The 19,758-nt window shown below is 67.5% G+C and carries 20 protein-coding genes and 1 other annotated feature (1 of these 21 cut by a window edge); of the genes, 6 read left to right on the forward strand and 14 right to left on the reverse strand.

From position 1 onward, the window contains the following. Positions 1–379: a sequence feature (16S ribosomal RNA rRNA prediction is too short), on the reverse strand (it extends 547 nt beyond the left edge of the window). Positions 380–876: 497 nt separating this feature from the next. Next, positions 877–1,581: a phosphatase PAP2 family protein gene (locus ACWPN7_RS17515; protein WP_459196177.1), complete on the reverse strand. Its 705-nt coding sequence runs from the start codon at positions 1,579–1,581 to the stop codon at positions 877–879. Between the two features lie 113 nt (positions 1,582–1,694). Further along, positions 1,695–2,165 (reverse strand): DUF411 domain-containing protein, encoded by a 471-nt coding sequence (locus ACWPN7_RS17520; protein ID WP_137103887.1) that lies wholly within the window; start codon positions 2,163–2,165, stop codon positions 1,695–1,697. Between the two features lie 335 nt (positions 2,166–2,500). Here ACWPN7_RS17520 and ACWPN7_RS17525 point away from each other — a divergent pair, with 335 nt between their 5' ends. Together ACWPN7_RS17525 and ACWPN7_RS17530 are read left to right on the forward strand one after the other, a co-directional pair. Beyond that, positions 2,501–4,054 (forward strand): diguanylate cyclase, encoded by a 1,554-nt coding sequence (locus tag ACWPN7_RS17525; protein WP_459196176.1) that lies wholly within the window; start codon positions 2,501–2,503, stop codon positions 4,052–4,054. A gap of 344 nt (positions 4,055–4,398) precedes the next feature. Continuing rightward, positions 4,399–4,521: a hypothetical protein gene (locus tag ACWPN7_RS17530; RefSeq protein WP_456523077.1), complete on the forward strand. Its 123-nt coding sequence runs from the start codon at positions 4,399–4,401 to the stop codon at positions 4,519–4,521. Between the two features lie 71 nt (positions 4,522–4,592). Here ACWPN7_RS17530 and pspC read toward each other — a convergent pair whose 3' ends face one another. From pspC to ACWPN7_RS17550, 4 genes are all read right to left on the reverse strand, one after another. After that, a complete protein-coding gene (gene pspC, locus ACWPN7_RS17535) occupies positions 4,593–4,994 on the reverse strand; it encodes an envelope stress response membrane protein PspC (RefSeq protein WP_014239102.1) in 402 nt (133 codons plus the stop codon). A 45-nt stretch (positions 4,995–5,039) separates the two neighbouring features. Beyond that, a complete protein-coding gene (gene pspB, locus ACWPN7_RS17540) occupies positions 5,040–5,267 on the reverse strand; it encodes an envelope stress response membrane protein PspB (RefSeq protein ID WP_014239101.1) in 228 nt (75 codons plus the stop codon). Positions 5,268–5,393: 126 nt separating this feature from the next. Next, positions 5,394–6,065, reverse strand: coding sequence for a phage shock protein PspA (pspA, locus tag ACWPN7_RS17545; protein WP_035670837.1), 672 nt, complete (start codon positions 6,063–6,065; stop codon positions 5,394–5,396). Between the two features lie 45 nt (positions 6,066–6,110). Next, positions 6,111–6,257 (reverse strand): hypothetical protein, encoded by a 147-nt coding sequence (locus ACWPN7_RS17550; RefSeq protein ID WP_014239099.1) that lies wholly within the window; start codon positions 6,255–6,257, stop codon positions 6,111–6,113. A 164-nt stretch (positions 6,258–6,421) separates the two neighbouring features. Between ACWPN7_RS17550 and pspF the strand changes: the two genes are divergently transcribed. After that, a complete protein-coding gene (pspF, locus tag ACWPN7_RS17555; RefSeq protein ID WP_459196175.1) occupies positions 6,422–7,423 on the forward strand; it encodes a phage shock protein operon transcriptional activator in 1,002 nt (333 codons plus the stop codon). Between the two features lie 32 nt (positions 7,424–7,455). Here the strand turns inward: pspF and ACWPN7_RS17560 are convergent, their stop codons facing one another. After that, the gene (locus tag ACWPN7_RS17560; RefSeq protein WP_014239097.1) at positions 7,456–7,767 is read right to left on the reverse strand and encodes a polyhydroxyalkanoic acid system family protein; all 312 of its coding nucleotides are present in this window, start codon (positions 7,765–7,767) and stop codon (positions 7,456–7,458) included. A 207-nt stretch (positions 7,768–7,974) separates the two neighbouring features. Here ACWPN7_RS17560 and ACWPN7_RS17565 point away from each other — a divergent pair, with 207 nt between their 5' ends. Next, the gene (locus tag ACWPN7_RS17565) at positions 7,975–10,146 is read left to right on the forward strand and encodes a transglycosylase domain-containing protein (protein WP_459196174.1); all 2,172 of its coding nucleotides are present in this window, start codon (positions 7,975–7,977) and stop codon (positions 10,144–10,146) included. Positions 10,147–10,277: 131 nt separating this feature from the next. Here ACWPN7_RS17565 and ACWPN7_RS17570 read toward each other — a convergent pair whose 3' ends face one another. The 7 genes from ACWPN7_RS17570 to groES all read right to left on the reverse strand — a co-directional run bounded on the left by ACWPN7_RS17570 (position 10,278) and on the right by groES (position 18,511). Further along, complete coding sequence (locus tag ACWPN7_RS17570; protein ID WP_459196173.1) at positions 10,278–11,510, reverse strand: BaiN/RdsA family NAD(P)/FAD-dependent oxidoreductase; 1,233 nt, start codon at positions 11,508–11,510, stop codon at positions 10,278–10,280. A gap of 122 nt (positions 11,511–11,632) precedes the next feature. Then, entirely contained in the window at positions 11,633–11,896 is a 264-nt protein-coding gene (locus tag ACWPN7_RS17575) for a hypothetical protein (RefSeq protein ID WP_014239094.1), read from the reverse strand. Between the two features lie 109 nt (positions 11,897–12,005). Further along, a complete protein-coding gene (locus ACWPN7_RS17580) occupies positions 12,006–13,166 on the reverse strand; it encodes a NapC/NirT family cytochrome c (RefSeq protein WP_200775910.1) in 1,161 nt (386 codons plus the stop codon). Positions 13,167–13,394: 228 nt separating this feature from the next. Then, on the reverse strand, positions 13,395–14,399 hold the full coding sequence (locus tag ACWPN7_RS17585; protein ID WP_014239092.1) for a cytochrome-c peroxidase: 1,005 nt from the start codon (positions 14,397–14,399) through the stop codon (positions 13,395–13,397). A gap of 237 nt (positions 14,400–14,636) precedes the next feature. Continuing rightward, positions 14,637–16,328 (reverse strand): catalase, encoded by a 1,692-nt coding sequence (locus ACWPN7_RS17590; protein WP_459196172.1) that lies wholly within the window; start codon positions 16,326–16,328, stop codon positions 14,637–14,639. 196 nt (positions 16,329–16,524) lie between these two features. Beyond that, positions 16,525–18,168, reverse strand: a complete 1,644-nt coding sequence (gene groL / locus ACWPN7_RS17595; RefSeq protein ID WP_014239089.1) for a chaperonin GroEL — start codon at positions 18,166–18,168, stop codon at positions 16,525–16,527. 52 nt (positions 18,169–18,220) lie between these two features. Then, the gene (gene groES / locus ACWPN7_RS17600) at positions 18,221–18,511 is read right to left on the reverse strand and encodes a co-chaperone GroES (RefSeq protein WP_014239088.1); all 291 of its coding nucleotides are present in this window, start codon (positions 18,509–18,511) and stop codon (positions 18,221–18,223) included. A 294-nt stretch (positions 18,512–18,805) separates the two neighbouring features. On the opposite strand from groES, the gene ACWPN7_RS17605 reads away from it, so the two are divergent. Beyond that, positions 18,806–19,069 carry an usg protein gene (locus ACWPN7_RS17605; protein ID WP_038529958.1) on the forward strand — a complete coding sequence of 88 codons (264 nt, stop codon included), beginning with the start codon at positions 18,806–18,808 and terminating at the stop codon, positions 19,067–19,069. A gap of 137 nt (positions 19,070–19,206) precedes the next feature. Then, positions 19,207–19,698, forward strand: coding sequence for a lysozyme (locus ACWPN7_RS17610; protein WP_103040104.1), 492 nt, complete (start codon positions 19,207–19,209; stop codon positions 19,696–19,698). Positions 19,699–19,758: the final 60 nt, after the last annotated feature.

Consider the following 19,758-nt stretch of genomic DNA (forward strand, 5'->3'; position numbering starts at 1 on the left):
CATCACTCACGCGGCATTGCTGGATCAGGGTTGCCCCCATTGTCCAATATTCCCCACTGCTGCCTCCCGTAGGAGTCTGGGCCGTGTCTCAGTCCCAGTGTGGCTGATCATCCTCTCAGACCAGCTACCGATCGTCGGCTTGGTGGGCCATTACCCCACCAACTACCTAATCGGACGCGGGCCCCTCTCTCGGCGTAAACTTTCTCCCGAAGGACGTATCCGGTGTTAGCGTCCGTTTCCAGACGTTATCCCGAACCGAAAGGCAGGTTCCCACGTGTTACTCACCCGTGCGCCACTAGGGCCGAAGCCCTCGTTCGACTTGCATGTGTTAGGCATGCCGCCAGCGTTCGTTCTGAGCCAGGATCAAACTCTCAGGTTCAAGCTGGACCGCGATCCGAAGACCGCTTCCACTTGACAGGGCCGCTCAACGCGACCTCACCCAAGCTTTCGAAACTGAAGTCTCTTACTGCTTGACCGAGATGCTCAAGCGACCCGCGATGCCGGTCCCACTCCGGAACCGGTCCGCGACCAACGGCCAAAACCGCCGCCTGCGCATCCCTTCTCACAACACGGTATCAACGATATCCAAGATCCCGCGGCCCTCAGAGAAGGACCGCTGCCCGTCTCGCGCTGCGCTACCGGAGTTCGGTGCGGCGCGTCGGGGCGCTTTATCTAGAAGATCCGAAGCGGTCTGTCAAGCCTTTGTTTTCACGCTGGCCAAACTTTACTTCGTCTCGTCTTCGGCATCTCTGCCGATCCCTTGCCGCCGTCGCGCTTCTCAGCGGCCCCGGCGTCGTGGGAGCCGGGTTATAGGCGGGTTGGATTAGCCCGGCAAGAGCTTTTTTCATCGCTCCGCATTTTTTTCGCTGCACCGCATCACGAGCCCAAAAGGACGGTCATCGCCCCCTCGATCAGCCGCCGGGCGTTGGCGAACAGCGTCGCCATTTGAAGGGTCACGAGAAAGGCCAGCGCGTAGACGATCCCCGGCTGCGCCTCCTGCCAATCGAGGACGCGGCGGCTCAGCCGCTCCGGCACCGGGACGGCCAGCACCGCCGCCATGATGAGGACACCGACCACCCCGCCCGCCAGGATGTCCGTCGGGAAGTGAAGCCCCAGATAGATGCGCGGCAAACAGATCACCATCAGCGTCCATAGAAAGGCGAAGGCCCCGACCAGCCGGCTCGACCACCACAGTGCAGCGGCCAGCGCGAAGAACAGCACGGCGTGGTCGCTGGGAAAGGAACTCCAGCCGTCGACCGCCCAGGCGTTCACATCATAAGGAACGACGAAGCCCAGTTCCGGATCATGGACCGGGCGCAGGCGCATCGGCAGGAAGTTCTGCATCCCGCGCCCGACGGCGATGGCCAGCAGCGCTCCGGCGATGGTCTTCACCGAATAGAGGTCCGGCCCGATCAGCCGCCCGCTGCGCCGGGTCCAGCACCACCACAGCAGCGCCATCAGCACGCCGCCCTTCAGCAGGTCGCTTTGGGCAATGACATAGATGGTCTTGTCCGCCGCCATGCTGGCGCGGCTGTAGCCGTTCAGCCAGCCGATGATGACGAGGTCGAATGCCGTGGTCACGCCGTTCCCTCCGTTCCGCCGAGCCGGCCGACCTTTGGAAGGCCGACCGCTGGGAGCAGGGAACGGAAGGGCAAGCCCCGAGGGTAGTGGGTATCGGGCTTATCCCGGAAGGGTCAGCGCCGCTCGTACACGCTGTCGCCGCCCGCCCCACCGAACAGCACGACGTCGTAGGGGTCCTTCACCCCCGTCTCCATGCCGGGCGAGCCCTGCGGCATGCCGGGAACGGCGAGGCCAACCGCCGCCGGACGTTCGCGCAGCAGCCGCTGCACGCTGTCGGCAGGCACATGGCCTTCCAGGGCATAGCCGCCCACCAGGGCGGTGTGGCAGGACTGGAGCCGAGCGGGCACGCCGAGGCGCATCTTCACCGGCTCCACATCGTCGACCTCCTGCACGGTCACCGGGAATCCGGCGGCCCGCATATGGTCCACCCAGCCGCCGCAGCAGCCGCAGGTCGGCGATTTCCACACCATCACCTCCGGCTTGGCCGCGGAGGAGGCCGAGGCGGGGGAGGTGCCGGCCAGGCTGCGCACCGCGATGGCCAGGGCGCCCACCGTCAGGCTCGCCCCCATGGCCGTGAGAAACATCCGACGATCCAACATTCGCAACACCCGCTCCACAGACTTGCGGAAAGATGGCCTGCCGCCACCCAGTTTCAAAGCAGTCTGCCGCCCGCCGCCGTCGCCCGCTTTGATCGTGGTCAAACGACACGCCGCGGACCGATGGTTGCGAAAGGACGAAATTCATTCCATAAGGACAACGAACCCGTTGCGCAGGTGAAGTTGCATCGGTTACCGCTGAATGGCAGCAATCCGCGTGGCGAACCCCGACCGGCACCGCCGGGGAACCGGTATGTCGGCCGGCAACGGGCCGAACGGACGGGCAGGCTGAACGGACGGGCAGGACGGGCGGAACGCACAGCATGGAAACCGACCTTCTGTTCGCAGACGACGACCAGCCGCCGCCGCCCGAGGACGGGGCGGAGCCGTGGATCGTGCTGATCGCGGACGACGATCCGGAGGTCCACGCGGTCACCCGGCTGGCTCTGGGAGGTCTGCGCTACAAGGGGCGGCGCCTGTCGCTCGTCAGCGCTTTGTCGGCGGGCGAGGCCGCGGCCATCCTGCGCTGCACGCCCAACGCCGCCATCATCCTGCTGGACGTGGTGATGGAGACGGACGACGCCGGGCTGCGGCTGGTCCGCACCATCCGCGAGGACCTGAACAACCACGCCATCCGCATCATCCTGCGCACCGGACAGCCGGGACAGGCGCCGGAGGAGGACGTGGTCCTCGCCTACGACATCAACGACTACAAATCCAAGGCGGAGCTGACGGCGAAGAAGCTGTTCACCTCCGTCGTCGCCGCCCTGCGCGCCTACGCCGACATCGTGGCGCTGGAAACCAACCGCCGGGGGCTCCAGCAGATCATCCAGTCCACCGACCGGCTGTTCGAGCTGCGCTGCATGCAGCAGTTCGCCGCCGGGGTGCTGACCCAGCTGTCCGCCTTCCTGCGGGTGAAGCCCGACGCCATTCTCTGCGCCCAGCGCGGCGCCGCCGGCCGGCCGCTGCCGGACGGCGCCTTCTACGTGCTGGCCGGGGCCGGATGCTACGCCGAGGCGGCCAGGCAGACGGCGTCGCCGACCGGAGCGGTGATCCCGCCGGCCCTCGCCGACCGCATCACCGACGCTTTCCGCAGCCGCCGCAGCCATTATGGCGCCAACGAGACGACCCTGTTCATCCGCGTCCCCGACGGGCACGAGGTGGCGGCGTGGATTCACACCGATCGACCGCTGGACGAGGTGGACCGTGGGCTGGTCGAGGTGTTCGCCTCCAAGATCGCCCTCAGCTTCGCCAACGTCAGCCTGTATGAACGGCTGCGCGAGGCCAACGAGACGCTGGAGGCCCGCGTCGCCGAGCGCACCCGCGCGCTGGAAGCGGCGAACGCCAAGCTGGAGCGGCTGGCCACGGTCGATCCGCTGACCGCCGTGTGGAACCGCCGGCATTTCCTGGACCTCGCCGCGGCGGAGCTGGGACGGGCGCATCGCCACGGGCGGCGGCTCAGCGTCATCCTGCTCGACCTCGACAATTTCAAGGCGGTCAACGACGGCCACGGACACGCCGCCGGGGACGAGGCGTTGCGCACGGCGGTGGTCCGCGCCCGCGAGGCGCTGCGCACCTCCGACCAGATCGCCCGCTTCGGCGGGGAGGAGTTCGTCGCGCTGCTGCCGGAAACCGACCTAGCCGGAGCCCGCATCGTGGCCGAGCGGGTGCGCGCCGCCATCGCCGGAAGCCCGGTGGTGACCGACGGCCGGGCCATCCCCATCACCGCCAGCCTGGGCGTGGCCGAGTGGAACGCGTCGGAGCCCTCCATCGAACTGACCCTGCGCCGCGCCGACGCCGCGCTCTACGAGGCCAAGCTGGCCGGGCGGGACCGCGTGTGCGCGGCGGACGAGCCGAAGGCACCGGGCCACCCTTGATCCGGCCCTGATCCTGCGTCACGCCGCGCGCGTCACCGGCCGCCTTGAGAGCATGATTTTGGAAAAGATGGCGCCGGAGCCCTGGAAGAGGGGGCGTCGCTTCCGGTCAGGGGACCGGACGAGACGAAGGCCCGGCAGAAGAGCAACGCCCGCCATCCCGAACACAAGGGCCTCTCCGTTCTTTCGGTGAAGCCCTACCTCGATTGACGACCCGGACGGATAGGCTTCCCCGTTTGGGGGAGCCCCGGTGGCGGTCATCTGCCGGACGGACGGTTGCTGTCACCTCTTTTCGCTACCATGTCCTTCACAGTTGCGTCATTCTGATCGGGTCAAGCGGAGGAGCCATGATGGATCTCGATCTGGTCGTGCTCGTTGGGGCGATGGCTGCGGCCCTCGCCGGTCTCGCTGCCGCCCGCCCGGCCATGAAGCCGGTGCGCGTGCGCAGCCGGGATCGCCGCCGGCACTGACCCCCGGCGCCGCGCAACGCGGCGCTTCGGTCAGACGGCGGCTTGGCCCCGGAGGCGTTCCGGGGCTGCCGTCAGCGGTCCAGGTTGCGGATCGCGCGGTTGAGTTCGTACTCTTTGGAAGCGACATGCGCTTCCAGGTTCCCCACGCGCTTTTCGAAATCGCGGAAGCGTTGCGTCAAGCCGGCCAGGGTGCGGTCGGGCTTGATCGACACGCCGCGCCAGAAGGCCTCCTCCTCCGGATTGCGGTAGACCGCCGGCGGCTTGACCGGCAGGACCAGAACCGCGATCACATAGGCGAGGATCACCGGCGGCATGAAGAAGAACAGGCTCAGCACCAAGGCCAGCCGCGCCAGTCCGGGCCGGAACCCGAAATAATCGGCGATGCCGGCGCACACGCCCCCCACCACGCCACGCTGCGGATCGCGGTAGAGCCGGTGCGGGTTGGGCGAGTCGTAGGGCGAAGAACGGTCCATCGTCGGGCTCCCGTCAGGTCGGAATGATCGTGGAATGCGGCCGGCTCACAGCTTGTCGCGCCAATTGGGCGACTCCGCGTCGAGCACCCGTTCCAGCGCGTGGATGCGGCCCTCCAGACGGTTGGAGATGTCCCACAGCTCGGCCAGAAGCTGCTCGTCCTGGGCCGACAGCCCGCGCTGCCCACGCCATTTGGTGATGTAGTGGAAGATAATCCAAAGCGGTGCCACCACGGTCATGAAGAGCGCCGCGAGGACGAAGCTGAAACCGCTCATCAGGGGACGGCCTTTCTTGTTGTTTGAGGAAACCCCTCTCCCGCGAAGCGGCGGGAGAGGGGGCTCAACACCAACCCCGCTGTCGGCAAAGACGAAGTCGGGGCCAGTGTCGACGCCGGTGTGGGATCAGCTTCCCCGGCGCGCGGCGACGCGGGCCTTCAGCGCGGCCAGTTCGTCCTGGACCTTCTTGTCGGCCTCCAGTTCCGCGATCTCCTCGGTCAGCGTCTTGGTGCGGCCCACGTCGTAGGCCTCCACGCGGCCCTCCAGCTCGTCGAGGTTGCGCTCCACCTGCTCGAAGCGGGAGAAGGCGTCGTTGATCCGCTCGTCGTGCAGGGTGGAGCGGACACGCACGCGGTTGGCCGCCGTCTTGGTGCGGGCGACCAGCGCCTTCTCGCGGTTCTTGGCGTCGGTCAGCTTGGCCTGGAGGCGGCCGATGTCCTCGTTGGACTTGGACAGCGCCTCCTCGACCTGGGCGAGCTGGGCGGTCAGGACGTCCGCCTCCTCAGCGGCGCGCGACTTGGCGAGCAGCGCCTGCTTGGCGAGGTCCTCGCGGTCGTGGGTCAGCGCGGTCTCGGCCTTGCGGTCCCAGGAGTCGCGCTCGCGGTGCAGGTCGGCGATGCGGCGCTCGATCTCCTTGCGCTCGGCGATGATCTTCACCGTGGAGGAGCGCACCTCGACCAGCGTGTCCTCCATCTCCTGGATGATCAGACGGATCAGCTTCTCCGGGTCCTCCGCGCGGTCGAGCAGGGAGTTGAGGTTGGACTGCACGATGTCGGTGAGGCGCGAAAAGATGCTCATGGGGATGTGTCCGTTCTTGGTCGCTTTGGGTGGGCGTTGGTTGCGTCAGCCGAGGATCGTGGCGATCAGCAGGCCGGCGGCGAAAAACGCCCAGCTCTCGGTGGGGCGGCTGGTCAGGTAGGTCCGGATGCGCGCCGCCAGCGGACGGGCCTCGCGGGTGTAGCGGCGGTGGTAGTCGCTGTAGTGGCTCATGCGGGTCTCCTTGTTTGGTCTCCTTCTTCGCAATGGCCGTGCCAAAGCCGGGAATCCCCGCAAAGCCTTGGATTTTCTGGAGCGGGTGATTGGCGCCCAGGCTTGGAGCATCGCCCTTTCCGCGATAGAATAAATAAATTCGCTAACTTTTTGCCTTTTTGACCATGCAACCCAATCCGCCCTCCCTGCTCGGGGAGTCCCCGGCCTTCCACGCGGTCCTTGCCCATGTCTCCCGCGTGGCGCCGCTGGAGCGCCCGCTGCTGGTCATCGGGGAGCGCGGGACCGGCAAGGAGTTGATCGCGGCCCGCCTGCACTATCTGTCCCGCCGCTGGGACCGCCCCTTCGTGAAGGTGAACTGCGCCGCCCTGACCGAAAGCCTTCTCGACTCCGAGCTGTTCGGGCACGAGGCCGGCGCCTTCACCGGGGCGATCCGGCGGCAGATCGGGCGGGTGGAGCAGGCCGACGGCGGCACGCTGTTCCTGGACGAGATCGCCACGGCCAGCGCCGCCGTTCAGGAAAAGCTGCTGCGCGCCGTGGAGTATGGCGAGATCGAGCGGGTCGGCGGGCGGACCCAGACGGTCGATGTGCGGGTGATCGGGGCGACCAACGCCGATCTGCCGGCGCTCGCCGAGACCGGGCGGTTCCGCGCCGACCTGCTGGACCGGCTGGCCTTCGACGTGGTGACCCTGCCGCCGCTGCGCGCCCGGCGCGAGGACATTCCGGTGCTCGCCGAGCATTTCGCCCTGGGCATGGTGCGGGAGTTGGAGCGGGCGCTGTTCCCCGGCTTCGCCCCGCGGGCGCTTGAGCAGCTTCTGGACCATGGCTGGCCGGGCAACGTGCGCGAGCTGCGCAACGCGGTGGAGCGGTCCGTCGCCGCGTCCGACCCGGAGGGGCTGGTGGAGGAAATCCTGCTCGACCCCTTCGCCTCCGCCTGGCGACCGGCCGCGCCAACGGCCCCGGCCCCGTCACCGGTCGCGGAGGAGGCGCCGCCCGTTGCCGCCGAAGACTTCCAGGAGCAGGTGCGGCGCTTCGAGTCCGGCTTGCTGGAAACGGCGCTGGAGCGCAACCGCTTCAACCAGCGCCAGACCGCCGAGGCGCTGGGGCTCGGCTACCACCAGCTTCGCGGGCTGCTGAAGAAGCACGGGCTGATCGGCAAGCCCGAGTAGCCTTCTCCCTCTCCCGGGACGGGAGAGGGACTTTACTTCTTCTCCAACAGCAGCGTGCCCTTGCTCTGCAGCCGGTCCTTGACCTTGTTGGCCAGCAGGCCAAGCGCCCAGGGAAGCTGCACCTCCACGGTGACGCTGTCGTCCTGCACGTCGATGAAGCCGGTGACGGTCTGGGCCATCGCCACCACGCGGAAATCCACGCGGTCGTCGGTCCAGTGGTCGTCCATGCTGCTGGCGACTGCGGCGAGGTGGGAGCGGGCCTGTCCCACCCCCTCCGCCACGCGCCGCTTCGCCTCGTCCCGGCCGAGCTTGTGGGGAATGGAAACGGTCAGGGGCTTCGACATGAACAGGCTCTCCGCTGCGTCAACGCTTATTCATGGAAACAACAGTCCACGGCGGCTTTTCTTCCACCCCCGTCATCCATCTGCAACGGTGCTAAGACAAATCTTATCTCTTTCGAGGGCGCTCTTTCGTCGCAACGGGGCGGCGGCGTATAGCTTTCCATCACAGATTACATCGGGCATGGATTTCTTGGGGGCCGCGACCGCGCCGTGAGCAACGATCGACCGGGCGAACTCTTTGCGGGGCCGCGCCCCATCCAGACGCGGGGCGAGGAACCGGCGCTGCGCCCCCGCCTGCCCAAACGCGCGCCCAAGCCGGAAAATCCTGCCAAGCCCGAGAAACCCAAGGCTGAGAAGCCGCGGAAAGCAGCGCCGCCGCGCAAGGCCACCCCGAAAACCGCCAGAGGCGGCGGACGGCGGACGATCCTCGGTACGCTGGTCTATGCCGGGATGGTTGCGGGCGTGTGGTGCGGCATCGCGCTGGGCGCGGTGCTGGCCTGGTTCGCGCTGGACCTGCCGGACATCTCCAAGGTCGCGCAGTTCGAACGGCGCGCCTCGGTCACCGTGCTGGCGGCCGACGGGGCGGAGTTCGCGCGCTTCGGCGACCTGCACGGCACGACGCTGGGCGTGCGCGACCTGCCGCCGCATCTGATCAACGCCGTGCTGGCCATCGAGGACCGGCGCTTCTATTCGCATTTCGGCGTCGACCCCATCGGTCTGGCCCGCGCGCTCTACGTCAACTGGCGGTCCGGGCGCTCGGCGCAGGGCGGCTCCACCATCACCCAGCAGCTCGCCAAGAACCTCTTCCTGACGCCCGAGAAGTCGCTGAAGCGCAAGATCCAGGAAGCCATGCTGGCGCTGTGGCTGGAGCACCGCTTCACCAAGGACCAGATCCTCACCGCCTATCTGAACCGCGTCTATCTGGGGGCGGGCACCTTCGGCGTGGACGCGGCGGCGCGCACCTATTTCGGTAAGCCGGCGACCCAGCTCGACCTGCGGGAATCGGCGATCATCGCCGGCCTGCTGAAGGCGCCCTCGCGCTACGCCCCATCCTCCAACCCGGACGAGGCGGCGGAGCGGTCGCGCGTCGTGATGGGCGCCATGGTGGACGCCGGCTTCATCACCGCGCAGGAGCTGGAGGCGGCGCGCAACGCCCCGCCGTCGGCCAAGCGCAAGCCGGGCGGCGACGGCCGCTATTTCGCGGATTGGGTGACGGAGCTGGTCTCGGCCTTCGTCGGCTCCGGCCACGGCGACGTGGTGGTCCGCACGACGCTGGACCTCAAGCTGCAGCGCGCGGCGGAGCAGCGGCTGGAGGAGATCCTGTCCGGCCCCGGTGCCGGTGCCAACGCGCGGCAGGGTGCGCTGGTCGCCATGACCACCGACGGAGCGGTGCGTGCCCTGGTCGGCGGGCGGGACTACGACAACAGCGAGTTCAACCGCGCCACCCAGGCGATGCGCCAGCCGGGGTCGGCCTTCAAGCCCTTCGTCTATCTGGCGGCGCTGGAAGCCGGCTGGTCGCCCGACAGCCCGGTCGAGGACGCCCCCGTCCGCATCGGCGGCTGGAGCCCCGGCAACTACGACGGCAAGTTCCGCGGCACCATCACCATGGCCAACGCGCTGGCCCATTCGTCCAACACCGCGACCGTGCGCATCATCGACCGCATCGGGGTGGAGCGGGTGCGCCGGGTGGCGGCGGGGCTGGGCATCAACTCGCCGCTGGGCAAGGACCTGTCGCTGGCGCTCGGCACCAGCGAGGTCAACCTGCTGGAGCTGACCCGCGGCTACGCCGGCATCGCCAACCGCGGCGCCCCGGTCTGGCCCTACGCCATCACCGAGATCCGCGACCGCGACGGCAACGTCCTGTACCGGCGGCAGGCCGGCGGCTCCGTCCCGGTGGTCGACCCGGCGCACGCGGTGCAGCTCACCCGCATGATGACCGGCGTCATCGAGTACGGCACCGGCAAGTCGGCCAAGCTCGACCGCCCGGCGGCGGCCAAGTCGGGCACCACCCAGGATTACCGCGACGCCTGGTTCGTCGGCTTCACCGCCGACCTCGTGGCCGGGGTCTGGCTGGGCAACGACAACAACGCCGAGATGAAGCGGGTCACCGGCGGCTCGCTGCCGGCCAAGCTGTGGCAGGGCTTCATGCTGGACGCCCACGCCGGACGCCCGCCCCGCCCCCTGCCGGGGATGGAGGGCGCCCCCGCCTACGTCGCGTCCGGCATCGCGGAGCCCGCCCGTGCCAGCCCGGCGGCGGCCCCGGCGCCCGCGCGCGGGTCGTCGGGCGGCGTGGCGGGCGGCATCGGCTCGCTGATCGAAAGCCTGACCGGCAAGGGCAGCGCGCCCCAGGTGCAGTACGACTACGGCAATCCGGTGCGGTGAGGGGGAGCGCATTGCCCCCACCCCGGCCCTCCCCCGCTCTCGCGGGAGAGGGTGCCGTCTGCGAAGCGGCGGCAGTCCCCTCCCCTGCGACAGCGGGGGAGGGTTAGGGAGGGGGCAATAGGGGCGAAAACTCAGCCCCCCAGATACCCCAGCACGCCCTTCCCCGCCCGCGTGCCCATGGCGAAGGAGCCCTGGAGAAGGTAACCGCCGGTCGGCGCCTCCCAATCCAGCATTTCCCCGGCGACGAAGATCCCCGGCAGGCGGGTCAGCATAAGCGAGCCGTCCAGCTCCGCCAGCCGGACGCCACCGGCGGTGGAGATGGCGCGCTCGATGGGCCGCAACCCGGTCAGCACCATCGACAGGCCCTTGATGTGGCGGGCCAGCGCCGCCGGGTCGGACAGCTCCGACGCCGGGGTGAACTCGCGCAGCAGGGCGGCGCGTGGACCGGTCAGCGACAGGGACTTCTTCAGGAAGGTGGACAGCGACTCCGCGCCGCGGCGGCGCAGCCGTTTGGCGATCGCCGACTCCGGCAGGTCCGGCATCAGGTCGATGGTCAGGGCGGCCCAGCCCTCGCGCTCGATGGCGTCGCGCAAGGCGGCGCTCAGCGCATAGACGGCGCCGCCCTCAATGCCGGTTTCGGTGATGACGAACTCGCCCTTCAGCCGGCGGTCGCCGAAGGCGAGGCCGACGCTCTTGACCGGCTGGCCGGCGAAGCGCTCGCGCAGGTGATCGGACCAGGGCACCTCGAAGCCCATGTTGGACGGGCGCAGCGGCGCGATGTCCACCCCGCGCGCGGCGAGAAGCTCCGTCCAGGCGCCGTCGGAACCGGTGCGCGGCCAGCTCGCCCCGCCCAGCGCCAGCAGGGTGGCGCGCGGGGCGACGGTGGTCTCGGTGCCGTCGCCGCGCAGGAAGCGCAGCGCGCCGGACGCGTCCCAACCGAGCCAGCGGTGGCGGGTGTGCAGGGTGACGCCCAGCCCCTCCAGCCGTCGCAGCCAGGCGCGGACCAGGGTGGAGGCCTTCATCTGCACTGGAAAGACGCGCCCGCTGGAGCCGACGAAGGTCTCGATCCCGAGCCCCGTCGCCCAGTCGCGCAGGTCTGCCGGGGAGAGGTCGGCCAGCAGATCGGTGAACAGCGGGGCTTGCGCGCCGTAGCGGGCGATGAAGGCGTCCAGCGCTTCGGAATGGGTCAGGTTCAGCCCGCCGCGTCCGGCCAGCAGCAGCTTGCGCGCCGGGGTGGGCATCCGTTCATAGACGGCGACCGAGCGACCCGCGGCGGCGATGACCTCCGCCGCCATCAGCCCGGCCGGGCCGGCGCCGACGATAGCGACGTCGGGAGAGGAAACGGTGTCAGGGGCGTCGGTCATCGGGTCCCCCGAGGGGCAGTAGGAAGTTTACCGGTCCCGTCCGCACCGCCTTCGCCAAAGGAAAAAGCAGCGTCGGACGGGACCGGGGCACTCAAGAAGCGGGTCGGCGGCGCGGGACCGGCTCAGTCCGCGTCGTCCTCCTGGGCCACCTCGTCGGCAAGGTCGTTGGCCATGTCGGCGAAATAGCCCGCATCCACCTCCAGCCCGTTCTCCTCGCAGATCCGCATGAAGATGCGGTAGGCGTGCAGGATCGCGACGTCGAGAACGACGAGGTCGCCCTCCTCGCTGTGCTTGTCGGTGATGCCACGCTCCTGGAGCGTGCCGACGATGTCGTGAGAGGCGGCCTGAAGCACCGCTTCCATGGCTTGTTTGTGCAGAGTCGACATCGCGGGGGTCCTCTTTCTCAAGTGGTCGTCTGCCGTCGGGCGCGGCGCGTTCAGCGCCGGCCCGTGGTAGAAAACCCCTCTTAGCAGCTTCGGGTTCTCGCCGCAGCGATCATCGCGCGCCGTTCTTCGCATGGCTCTGCAGATAGGTCAGCAGCAGACGGCCCTCCTCCTCGTCCAGCCGGGTCAGCCGCTTCATGGCGTTCATCTTGCCGATCCAGGCGTTCGCGTCGAAGTCGGCCGGCGGGTGCAGCGTGTGGCAGAGCGAGCAGTTGGCGTCATAGACCCGAGCGCCGTAATCCCACAGCGCGCCGAGCGCGCCCACATAGCCACCCGCGCCGGTCCAGGCGGTCAGGCGGACCTCCGTCCACTCCTGTTCGGTCTCGGGATCGGTGACGCTGCGCAGCGCAGCAGTCTGCCCGGCCGCCGCCGCGTTCAGCTTGACCGTGGTGATGCGCTTGCCCGGCTGGGCGTAGAGCGTCTGGGTGGAGCTGCCACGCTGCCAGCCGGTGATTTCCACCCGCAGGGCGCCGCCCTCCGTCGCCAGAACCTTCACCGGCGTCGCCGCGGCGATCTCGCCGTCCCCGGCGCTCCCAGGGGTCGGTGGCGCTCCGTACAGGGCGAGGCTGGTCAGGGCGTAGGCGGTGTCGCCGGGCTTCAGGGCCAGCGCCTTCGCCTGGTCCGACAGGCCGGCGAAGAGTTGGCGATGGCCGGCGGTGACGTCGGGGAAGCTGTGGGCGATTCCCTTATGGCAGTCGATGCAGGTTTTGCCGGCCTTCTCCGCCCCTTCCATGGCGCTGGCCGCCTTCGGCGTCTGCTTGTGAAAGTCCATGGCGCCGAAGGAATGGCAGTTGCGGCATTCCTGGCTGTCGGTGGCGCGCATGCGGTCCCATTCGCGGCGCGCCAGCGTGTGACGCTTGGCCTCGAACTTCTCCTTGCTGTCGATGGAGCCGATGAGCCAGTGGTACAGCTCGCCCGACGCCTGCACCTTGCGGATCACCTTGTGCGTCCAGTCGCGCGGGACGTGGCAGTCGGCGCAGGTCGCCCTTACGCCCGAGGCGTTCTGGTAGTGCGGCGAGGTCTTGTACTCGACATACACGTTGTCGCGCATCTCGTGGCAGGAGATGCAGAATTCCATGCTGTTGGTCGCTTCCATCGCGGTGTTGAAGCCGCCCCAGCCGACCACCCCGACGACGACGCCCACCAGACCGGCCAGCGCGAGCGCCCCGAAGCCGCCCGCCAAGCCGCCTGCCGTCTTCCATCCCCACCGCATGTCGATACCCTGGACACCCTGACAATCCTCAACCCTCTCCCCTCCGGGGAGAGGGTGGCCCGAAGGGCCGGTGAGGGGGTTGCGCGTTTCCGGCACGTCCGGCACAAGCGCAACCCCCTCACCCTAACCCTCTCCCCGCTTTCGGCGGACCAAAGGTCCGCCTGTCGCGTCAGCGCAAACTTCGTTTGCGCGTGAGCCGAGGGGAGAGGGAATAGCCTCCCAACCCCGTCAGTCGAAGGGATGCGGCTTCGGCGTCTTGTCCGTGGACGGCGGCAGGATCGGCAGAGCGAAGCTCGGCTGGTCACCGGTCAGCGTCTTCAGGAAGGCAACGATCTTGCCGTTCTCGTCGGGCGAGAACTTCTTACCCAACTGGATGCGGCCCATGACGTCCACGGCGTCGGACAGCGTCGCGGCCTCGCCGTCGTGGAAGTAGGGGTAGGTCAGCGCGACGTTGCGCAGCGTCGGAACCTTGAAGTTGAAGCGGTCGGCCTCCTCCTTAGTCACCGCGATGCGGCCCTCGGCGGGGTTGTTGGTCTTGTAGGGCTCGACGACGCCCATCTTCTGGAAGGTGTTGCCGCCGACGGCCGAGCCGTTGTGGCAGGCGGTGCAGCCCGAGTCCTTGAACAGCTCGTAGCCTTCCAGCTCGACGGTGGTCAGGGCCTTCTTGTCGCCCTTCAGCCACTGGTCGAAACGGGAGTTCGGCGTGACCAGCGTCTCCTCGAAGGCAGCGATGGCCTTGGTCACTTCCTCGATGGTGATCTTGGTCTCGCCAAAGACCTCGCCGAATTCCTTCTGGTATTCGGGAATGGAGCGCAGCACCTCAACCGCCAGGGCGTGGGTGGAGCCCATCTCTCCGGGGTTGGCAATCGGCCCGCCGGCCTGCTCCTGCAGGGTCAGCGCGCGGCCGTCCCAGAACTGCGCCACGTTCAGGCTGGAGTTCAGCACGGTCGGCGAGTTGATCGGACCCTGCTGCCAGTTGTGGCCGATGGAGGTCTTCAGGTTGTCGGTGCCGCCCATGGACAGGTTGTGGCACGAGTTGCAGGAGATGAAGCCGGACTTGGACAGCCGGGGATCGAAGTACAGCTTCTTGCCGAGTTCAACCAATCCGGGATTGGTGACCTTCGCCGGCTCGATCGGCGAAATCGGTTCGTCGGCGGCGAACGCCGGCACGCCGAAGGTGGCGACGGAGGCCGCCAGCATGGCCGCGAACGACACGGCAGCACGCATGGACATCGCACTTCTCCCTTATCGAAGTTCTAATATTTTGGCTAATGCCTTGATGCAAAATGACAGTGGCATGCCCTACTCTGGTGATACCAGTGACAGGCGTGTCGCGCGGCAACTTGCCGCATGTCCGTACACAAACTATGGCTACTCAAAACAATCCTTAATGCGGGCGTGAAAAAGGGGCGGCGGGACAGCCCGCCGCCCCCATCGGGACGATGCTCGAACAATGACTTTTGGTTGCGCCTAATCGGCGGCTTGGCTGGTCATGCCGCCTTGCACACCGGACGGCATGCCCTTCACCACCTCGTCCGCCGTGGCGCGGTGGACCTTCACGGAGCCGGTCCACTGGCCCCAGGCCTTTGGGTCGATGATGTCGCCGTTCTTGCCCAGCGACTTCAGCCGCTTCTGGTCCTCGTCGGTCAGCACCTGCTTGGGCAGGGGGGCCAAGCCGGCGACGTCGGCGGCGGTCATGCCCAGCATGCCGGCGACCCGGCTGCCGTAGTCGTCATGGATCAGGAAGAAGTGCCAGAGCATCCGCTCCTGGACATCGCGTTCGCACTGGCCGAGCAGGGTGCCCATGTTCAAGACCAGATCGTCGCGCTCCCAGTCCATCATGGTGCAGTAGCGGCCCCGCGCCTGAACGTAATCGTTGCGGCGCTCGATCACGCTGCGGGTCAGGCGACCGTGAATTTCCGGCGGGTTGTTCGGCTCCTCCCGCTGGGCTTCGCTGAGGCCGTTGTGGATGGACGGCTCGAAATTGACGTGCGGGTTCTGCCCCGGCGCCAGATCGCGCTGGTAGGACATCTGCCCGCCCGACAGGTTGGTGGCGACTGGCGCGTTCTTGGCCTGATTGATCGGCAACTGCTGATAGTTGGGGCCGACCCGGTAGCGCTGCGTGTCGGAGTAGGAGAAGGTCCGTCCGACCAGCATCTTGTCGTCGGAGAAGTCCAGCCCGTCGACCAGAACGCCGGTGCCCATGGCGATCTGTTCGTTCTCGTTGAAGAAGTCCTCGACATTGCGGTTCAGCGTCATCACCCCGACGTGGCGCAGCGGGAAGTCCGACTCCGGCCAGATCTTGGTGTCGTCCAGCGGGTCCCACTCCAGCTCGGGATGGTCGTGATCCTCCATGACCTGGACGAACACATCCCACTGCGGGTAATCGCCCCGGTCGATGGCCTCGAAGAGGTCCTTGGAGGCGGAGCCGAGATCCTGCCCCTGCACCTTCGCCGCCTCGTCCGCCGTCAGGCAGGCGACGCCGCAGCGCGGGTGGAAGTGGTACTTGACCAGCACCGTGTCGCCGTTGGCGTTCACCATCTTGTAGGTGTTCACGCCGAAGCCTTCCATGTGCCGGTAGTTGGCCGGAATCCCGCGCGGGCTGAACAGATGCGTCAGCATGTGCATGGATTCGGGCGTCTGGCTCATGAAGTCGAAGATGCGGTTCGGCTCCTGGCGGAAGGTCACCGGATCGGGCTTCAGCGAATGGATGACGTCGGGGAACTTGATGGCGTCGCGGATGAAGAAGACCGCGAGGTTGTTGCCGACGAGGTCCCAGTTGCCGTCCTCGGTGTAGAACTTCACCGCGAAGCCGCGCGGGTCGCGCGCCACCTCCGACGAATCGCGCCCGCCGATGACGGTGGAGAAGCGGATGGCCAGCGGGGTCTTCTTGCCGGCCTGTTGGAACAGCTTGGCGCGGGTGTATTTGGAGGCCGGCTCGTCGCCGATCTTGCCGGTCGCCTCGAACTCGCCGTAGCAGACGAAGCCGCGGGCGTGAACCACGCGCTCGGGGATGCGCTCGCGGTCAAAGTGGGTGATCTTTTCCAGGAACTGGTAGTTCTCCAGCGTCGCCGGACCGCGCGCCCCCACGGTGCGCTGGGATTGGTTGTTGGTGATCGGGTGGCCCTGACGGTTGGTCAGAGTCTTCGATTGGTCAGCCATCGCTTTCTCCCTGAACAGCAAGCCGTGCCGGCGCACCCCTGGGGCGTCCGGTTGGGAGGTCAACGGCCCCAGTTTGGAACCGTTCCAATCCAAAACGCCGGCCGGCGGCACCCTGTCCGTCAGGGAGATGCCCAAACGGAAAAGGGCGGCCCCGAGGGACCGCCCTTTCCGCAAACGTCGTGGATGACGTGAGCTATTAGAAGCCCATGCCGCCCATGTCGTCCATGCCACCCGGCATGCCGGCCGGAGCAGCCTTCTTCTCCGGCTTCTCGGCGATCATCGCCTCGGTGGTGATCAGCAGGCCGGCGATCGAGGCCGCATCCTGCAGGGCGGTGCGAACCACCTTCACCGGGTCGATGATGCCGGCGGCGACCAGATCGGTGAACTCACCCTTCTGGGCGTCGTAGCCGAAGTTGGCGTCGTTCTGGTCCAGCAGCTTGCCGACCACGATCGAACCGTCGGTGCCCGCGTTGTAGGCGATCTGACGGACCGGGGCCTGCAGGGCGCGGCGGATGATCTCGATGCCGACGCGCTGCTCGTCGTTGATCGGCTTCAGGGCTTCCAGAGCCTTGGTGGCGTACAGCAGAGCGGTACCGCCGCCGGCGACGACACCCTCTTCCACCGCGGCGCGGGTGGCGTGCATGGCGTCGTCAACGCGGTCCTTGCGCTCCTTCACCTCGACCTCGGTGGCGCCGCCGACGCGGATGACGGCAACGCCGCCAGCCAGCTTCGCCAGACGCTCCTGCAGCTTCTCGCGGTCGTAGTCCGAGGTGGTCTCCTCGATCTGCGCCTTGATCTGGCCGATGCGGGCCTGGATGTCCTCGGCCGAGCCGGCGCCGTCGACGATGGTGGTGTTCTCCTTGGAGATCACGACCTTCTTGGCGGTGCCCAGCATGTCGATGGTGACGTTCTCGAGCTTGATGCCGAGATCCTCGGAGATGACCTGGCCGCCGGTCAGGATGGCCATGTCCTCCAGCATCGCCTTGCGGCGGTCACCGAAGCCCGGGGCCTTGACGGCGGCGACCTTCAGGCCGCCACGCAGCTTGTTCACGACCAGGGTCGCCAGGGCCTCGCCCTCGACGTCCTCGGCGATGATCAGCAGCGGACGCGAGGACTGCACGACGGCCTCGAGGACCGGCAGCAGGGCCTGCAGACCCGACAGCTTCTTCTCGTGGAGCAGGATGAACGGGCTCTCGAGGTCCGCGATCATCTTGTCGGCGTTGGTGATGAAGTACGGCGACAGGTAGCCGCGGTCGAACTGCATGCCCTCGACGACGTCCAGCTCGGTCTCGAGGCTCTTGGCCTCTTCCACCGTGATGACGCCCTCGTTGCCGACCTTCTCCATCGCCTGGGCGATCATCTTGCCGATCTCGGCTTCGCCGTTGGCGGAGATGGTGCCGACCTGGGCGATCTCGTCGTTGGTCGTGACCTTCTTGGCGCGGCCGCGGATGTCGGCCACGACGGTCTCGACGGCGAGGTCGATGCCGCGCTTCAGGTCCATCGGGTTCATGCCGGCGGCCACCGACTTCACGCCCTCGCGGACGATGGCCTGGGCCAGAACGGTCGCCGTGGTGGTGCCGTCGCCGGCAAGGTCGTTCGTCTTCGACGCGACCTCACGCACCATCTGGGCGCCCATGTTCTCGAACTTGTCCGACAGCTCGATTTCCTTGGCGACCGAGACGCCGTCCTTGGTGATGCGCGGAGCGCCGAAGGACTTCTCGATCACGACGTTGCGGCCCTTCGGACCCAGCGTCACCTTCACGGCGTCGGCGAGGATGTCCACACCGCGCAGCATCTTCTCGCGCGCGGAGGCGGAGAACTTAACTTCCTTGGCAGCCATTGCTCACTTCCTTGAATTTCGGGGGGTTGGATCGCTCAGCGCGGGCGGAGGCTCAGGCCTCGACGACGCCCATGATGTCGGATTCCTTCATGATCAGGAAATCCTCGCCCTCGATCTTCACCTCGGTGCCCGACCACTTGCCGAACAGGATGCGGTCGCCGGCCTTCACGTCGAGCGCAACGACCTTGCCGCTCTCGTCACGGGCGCCCGGACCCACCGCGACGACCTGGCCCTCCTGGGGCTTTTCCTTCGCGGTGTCGGGGATGATGATCCCGCCCTTGGTCTTGGTGTCGGACTCCAGACGCTTGACGACGACGCGGTCGTGCAGCGGACGGAACTTCATGGGGATGCCTCCAGGATCAAGGCTTATTGAAAGGATTGGCGCCGGGCTCGGGGCTGTTAGCACTCTCCCCCGGCGAGTGCCAGACAGCTAATCGAGCTGCGGTTTTGATTCAAGAGGGTCGTTGCGGCAATCGGTGCGATTCCTGGCAGCAGTCGCCCCTCCTTGCTGCTAATGCATTGAAATAGCAGAAAAATTTTTGTTGCCTGCCGCAGCCGCGAACGGCACACTTTCACAAAAGAATCATCAGGACGCAGCGGAAGGACGCCACCGGTTCCACCATCACGGAGGCAGAGCATGGCCAGTCTGGGGCTTCAGCTTCGCGATTACCGCCTGACCACGGCGGAGATTCTGTACCACATGCCGGACCACCCGCACCTGTTGCAGAGCTATCTCTGGCAGGAGTTGGACCTCGCGCCCGGCTACCCGGTGCTGCGCCGGTTCCTGGATTTCTGGCAGGCCAACCTGGACGGCAAGCTGCATTCGGTGAAGCTGGCGACCCACCGCCTGCTCACACCGGGAGAGGCCCGCGCGGTGGCCGCGGAATTCCGCTGGAACTGACGCCCCCATACCCCGGAAACGCGGGAAAATGTGAAAAAATAAACCATTATTAAGAGCATAACTCTTTCGATACCCTTCCCTCAGCACGAACTGTCCGTGCCGATGCACGTCCACGACAAACTGGGGGAACGACGATCATGACGACGCCGGTCTGCGAAGAAGCGGTCAACCTCGTGAAGCATTTCGAGGGTCTCTACCTCAAGGCCTATCTGTGCCCGGCGGGGGTGCCGACCATCGGTTACGGGCACACCGCCGGGGTCGAGCTGGGGCAGAGCATCACCTCCGCCCAGGCCGACAACTTCCTGCAGTCGGACCTGACCGCCGCCGCCGCCCAGGTGGACAAGCTGGTCACCGTCACGCTGAACCCGGACCAGCGCGGCGCGCTGGCCTCCTTCGTGTTCAACCTGGGGGCCGGCAGCCTGCAGTGCTCGACCCTGCTGCGCCTGCTGAACCAGGGCGACTACGAGGGCGCCGCCGGCCAGTTCGGCCGCTGGGTCTACGCCACGGTCAACGGCGTCAAGACGCAGCTCCCGGGTCTGGTGAAGCGCCGCGCCGCCGAGGCCGACCTGTTCGAAAGCGCCACCACGCCGCTGCCCCAGGCGTCGGTCAGCACCGCCACGGGCGCGTGAACGCTCTTAATAACCCTCTCCCCTCTGGGGAGAGGGTGGCCCGGAGGGCCGGTGAGGGGG

The sequence above is a fragment of the Azospirillum sp. UENF 312511 genome (assembly GCF_058780635.1).

Excerpts from the sequence above, each read along its gene's own strand:
- ACWPN7_RS17520 (WP_137103887.1), bottom strand. The coding sequence starts at position 2,165 with ATGTTTCTCACGGCCATGGGGGCGAGCCTGACGGTGGGCGCCCTGGCC.
- ACWPN7_RS17525 (WP_459196176.1), top strand. The coding sequence starts at position 2,501 with ATGGAAACCGACCTTCTGTTCGCAGACGACGACCAGCCGCCGCCGCCC.
- ACWPN7_RS17530 (WP_456523077.1), top strand. The coding sequence starts at position 4,399 with ATGATGGATCTCGATCTGGTCGTGCTCGTTGGGGCGATGGCTGCGGCC.
- pspC (WP_014239102.1), bottom strand. The coding sequence starts at position 4,994 with ATGGACCGTTCTTCGCCCTACGACTCGCCCAACCCGCACCGGCTCTAC.
- pspB (WP_014239101.1), bottom strand. The coding sequence starts at position 5,267 with ATGAGCGGTTTCAGCTTCGTCCTCGCGGCGCTCTTCATGACCGTGGTG.
- pspA (WP_035670837.1), bottom strand. The coding sequence starts at position 6,065 with ATGAGCATCTTTTCGCGCCTCACCGACATCGTGCAGTCCAACCTCAAC.
- ACWPN7_RS17550 (WP_014239099.1), bottom strand. The coding sequence starts at position 6,257 with ATGAGCCACTACAGCGACTACCACCGCCGCTACACCCGCGAGGCCCGT.
- pspF (WP_459196175.1), top strand. The coding sequence starts at position 6,422 with ATGCAACCCAATCCGCCCTCCCTGCTCGGGGAGTCCCCGGCCTTCCAC.
- ACWPN7_RS17560 (WP_014239097.1), bottom strand. The coding sequence starts at position 7,767 with ATGTCGAAGCCCCTGACCGTTTCCATTCCCCACAAGCTCGGCCGGGAC.
- ACWPN7_RS17570 (WP_459196173.1), bottom strand. The coding sequence starts at position 11,510 with ATGACCGACGCCCCTGACACCGTTTCCTCTCCCGACGTCGCTATCGTC.
- ACWPN7_RS17575 (WP_014239094.1), bottom strand. The coding sequence starts at position 11,896 with ATGTCGACTCTGCACAAACAAGCCATGGAAGCGGTGCTTCAGGCCGCC.
- ACWPN7_RS17580 (WP_200775910.1), bottom strand. The coding sequence starts at position 13,166 with ATGCGGTGGGGATGGAAGACGGCAGGCGGCTTGGCGGGCGGCTTCGGG.
- ACWPN7_RS17585 (WP_014239092.1), bottom strand. The coding sequence starts at position 14,399 with ATGTCCATGCGTGCTGCCGTGTCGTTCGCGGCCATGCTGGCGGCCTCC.
- ACWPN7_RS17590 (WP_459196172.1), bottom strand. The coding sequence starts at position 16,328 with ATGGCTGACCAATCGAAGACTCTGACCAACCGTCAGGGCCACCCGATC.
- groL (WP_014239089.1), bottom strand. The coding sequence starts at position 18,168 with ATGGCTGCCAAGGAAGTTAAGTTCTCCGCCTCCGCGCGCGAGAAGATG.
- groES (WP_014239088.1), bottom strand. The coding sequence starts at position 18,511 with ATGAAGTTCCGTCCGCTGCACGACCGCGTCGTCGTCAAGCGTCTGGAG.
- ACWPN7_RS17605 (WP_038529958.1), top strand. The coding sequence starts at position 18,806 with ATGGCCAGTCTGGGGCTTCAGCTTCGCGATTACCGCCTGACCACGGCG.
- ACWPN7_RS17610 (WP_103040104.1), top strand. The coding sequence starts at position 19,207 with ATGACGACGCCGGTCTGCGAAGAAGCGGTCAACCTCGTGAAGCATTTC.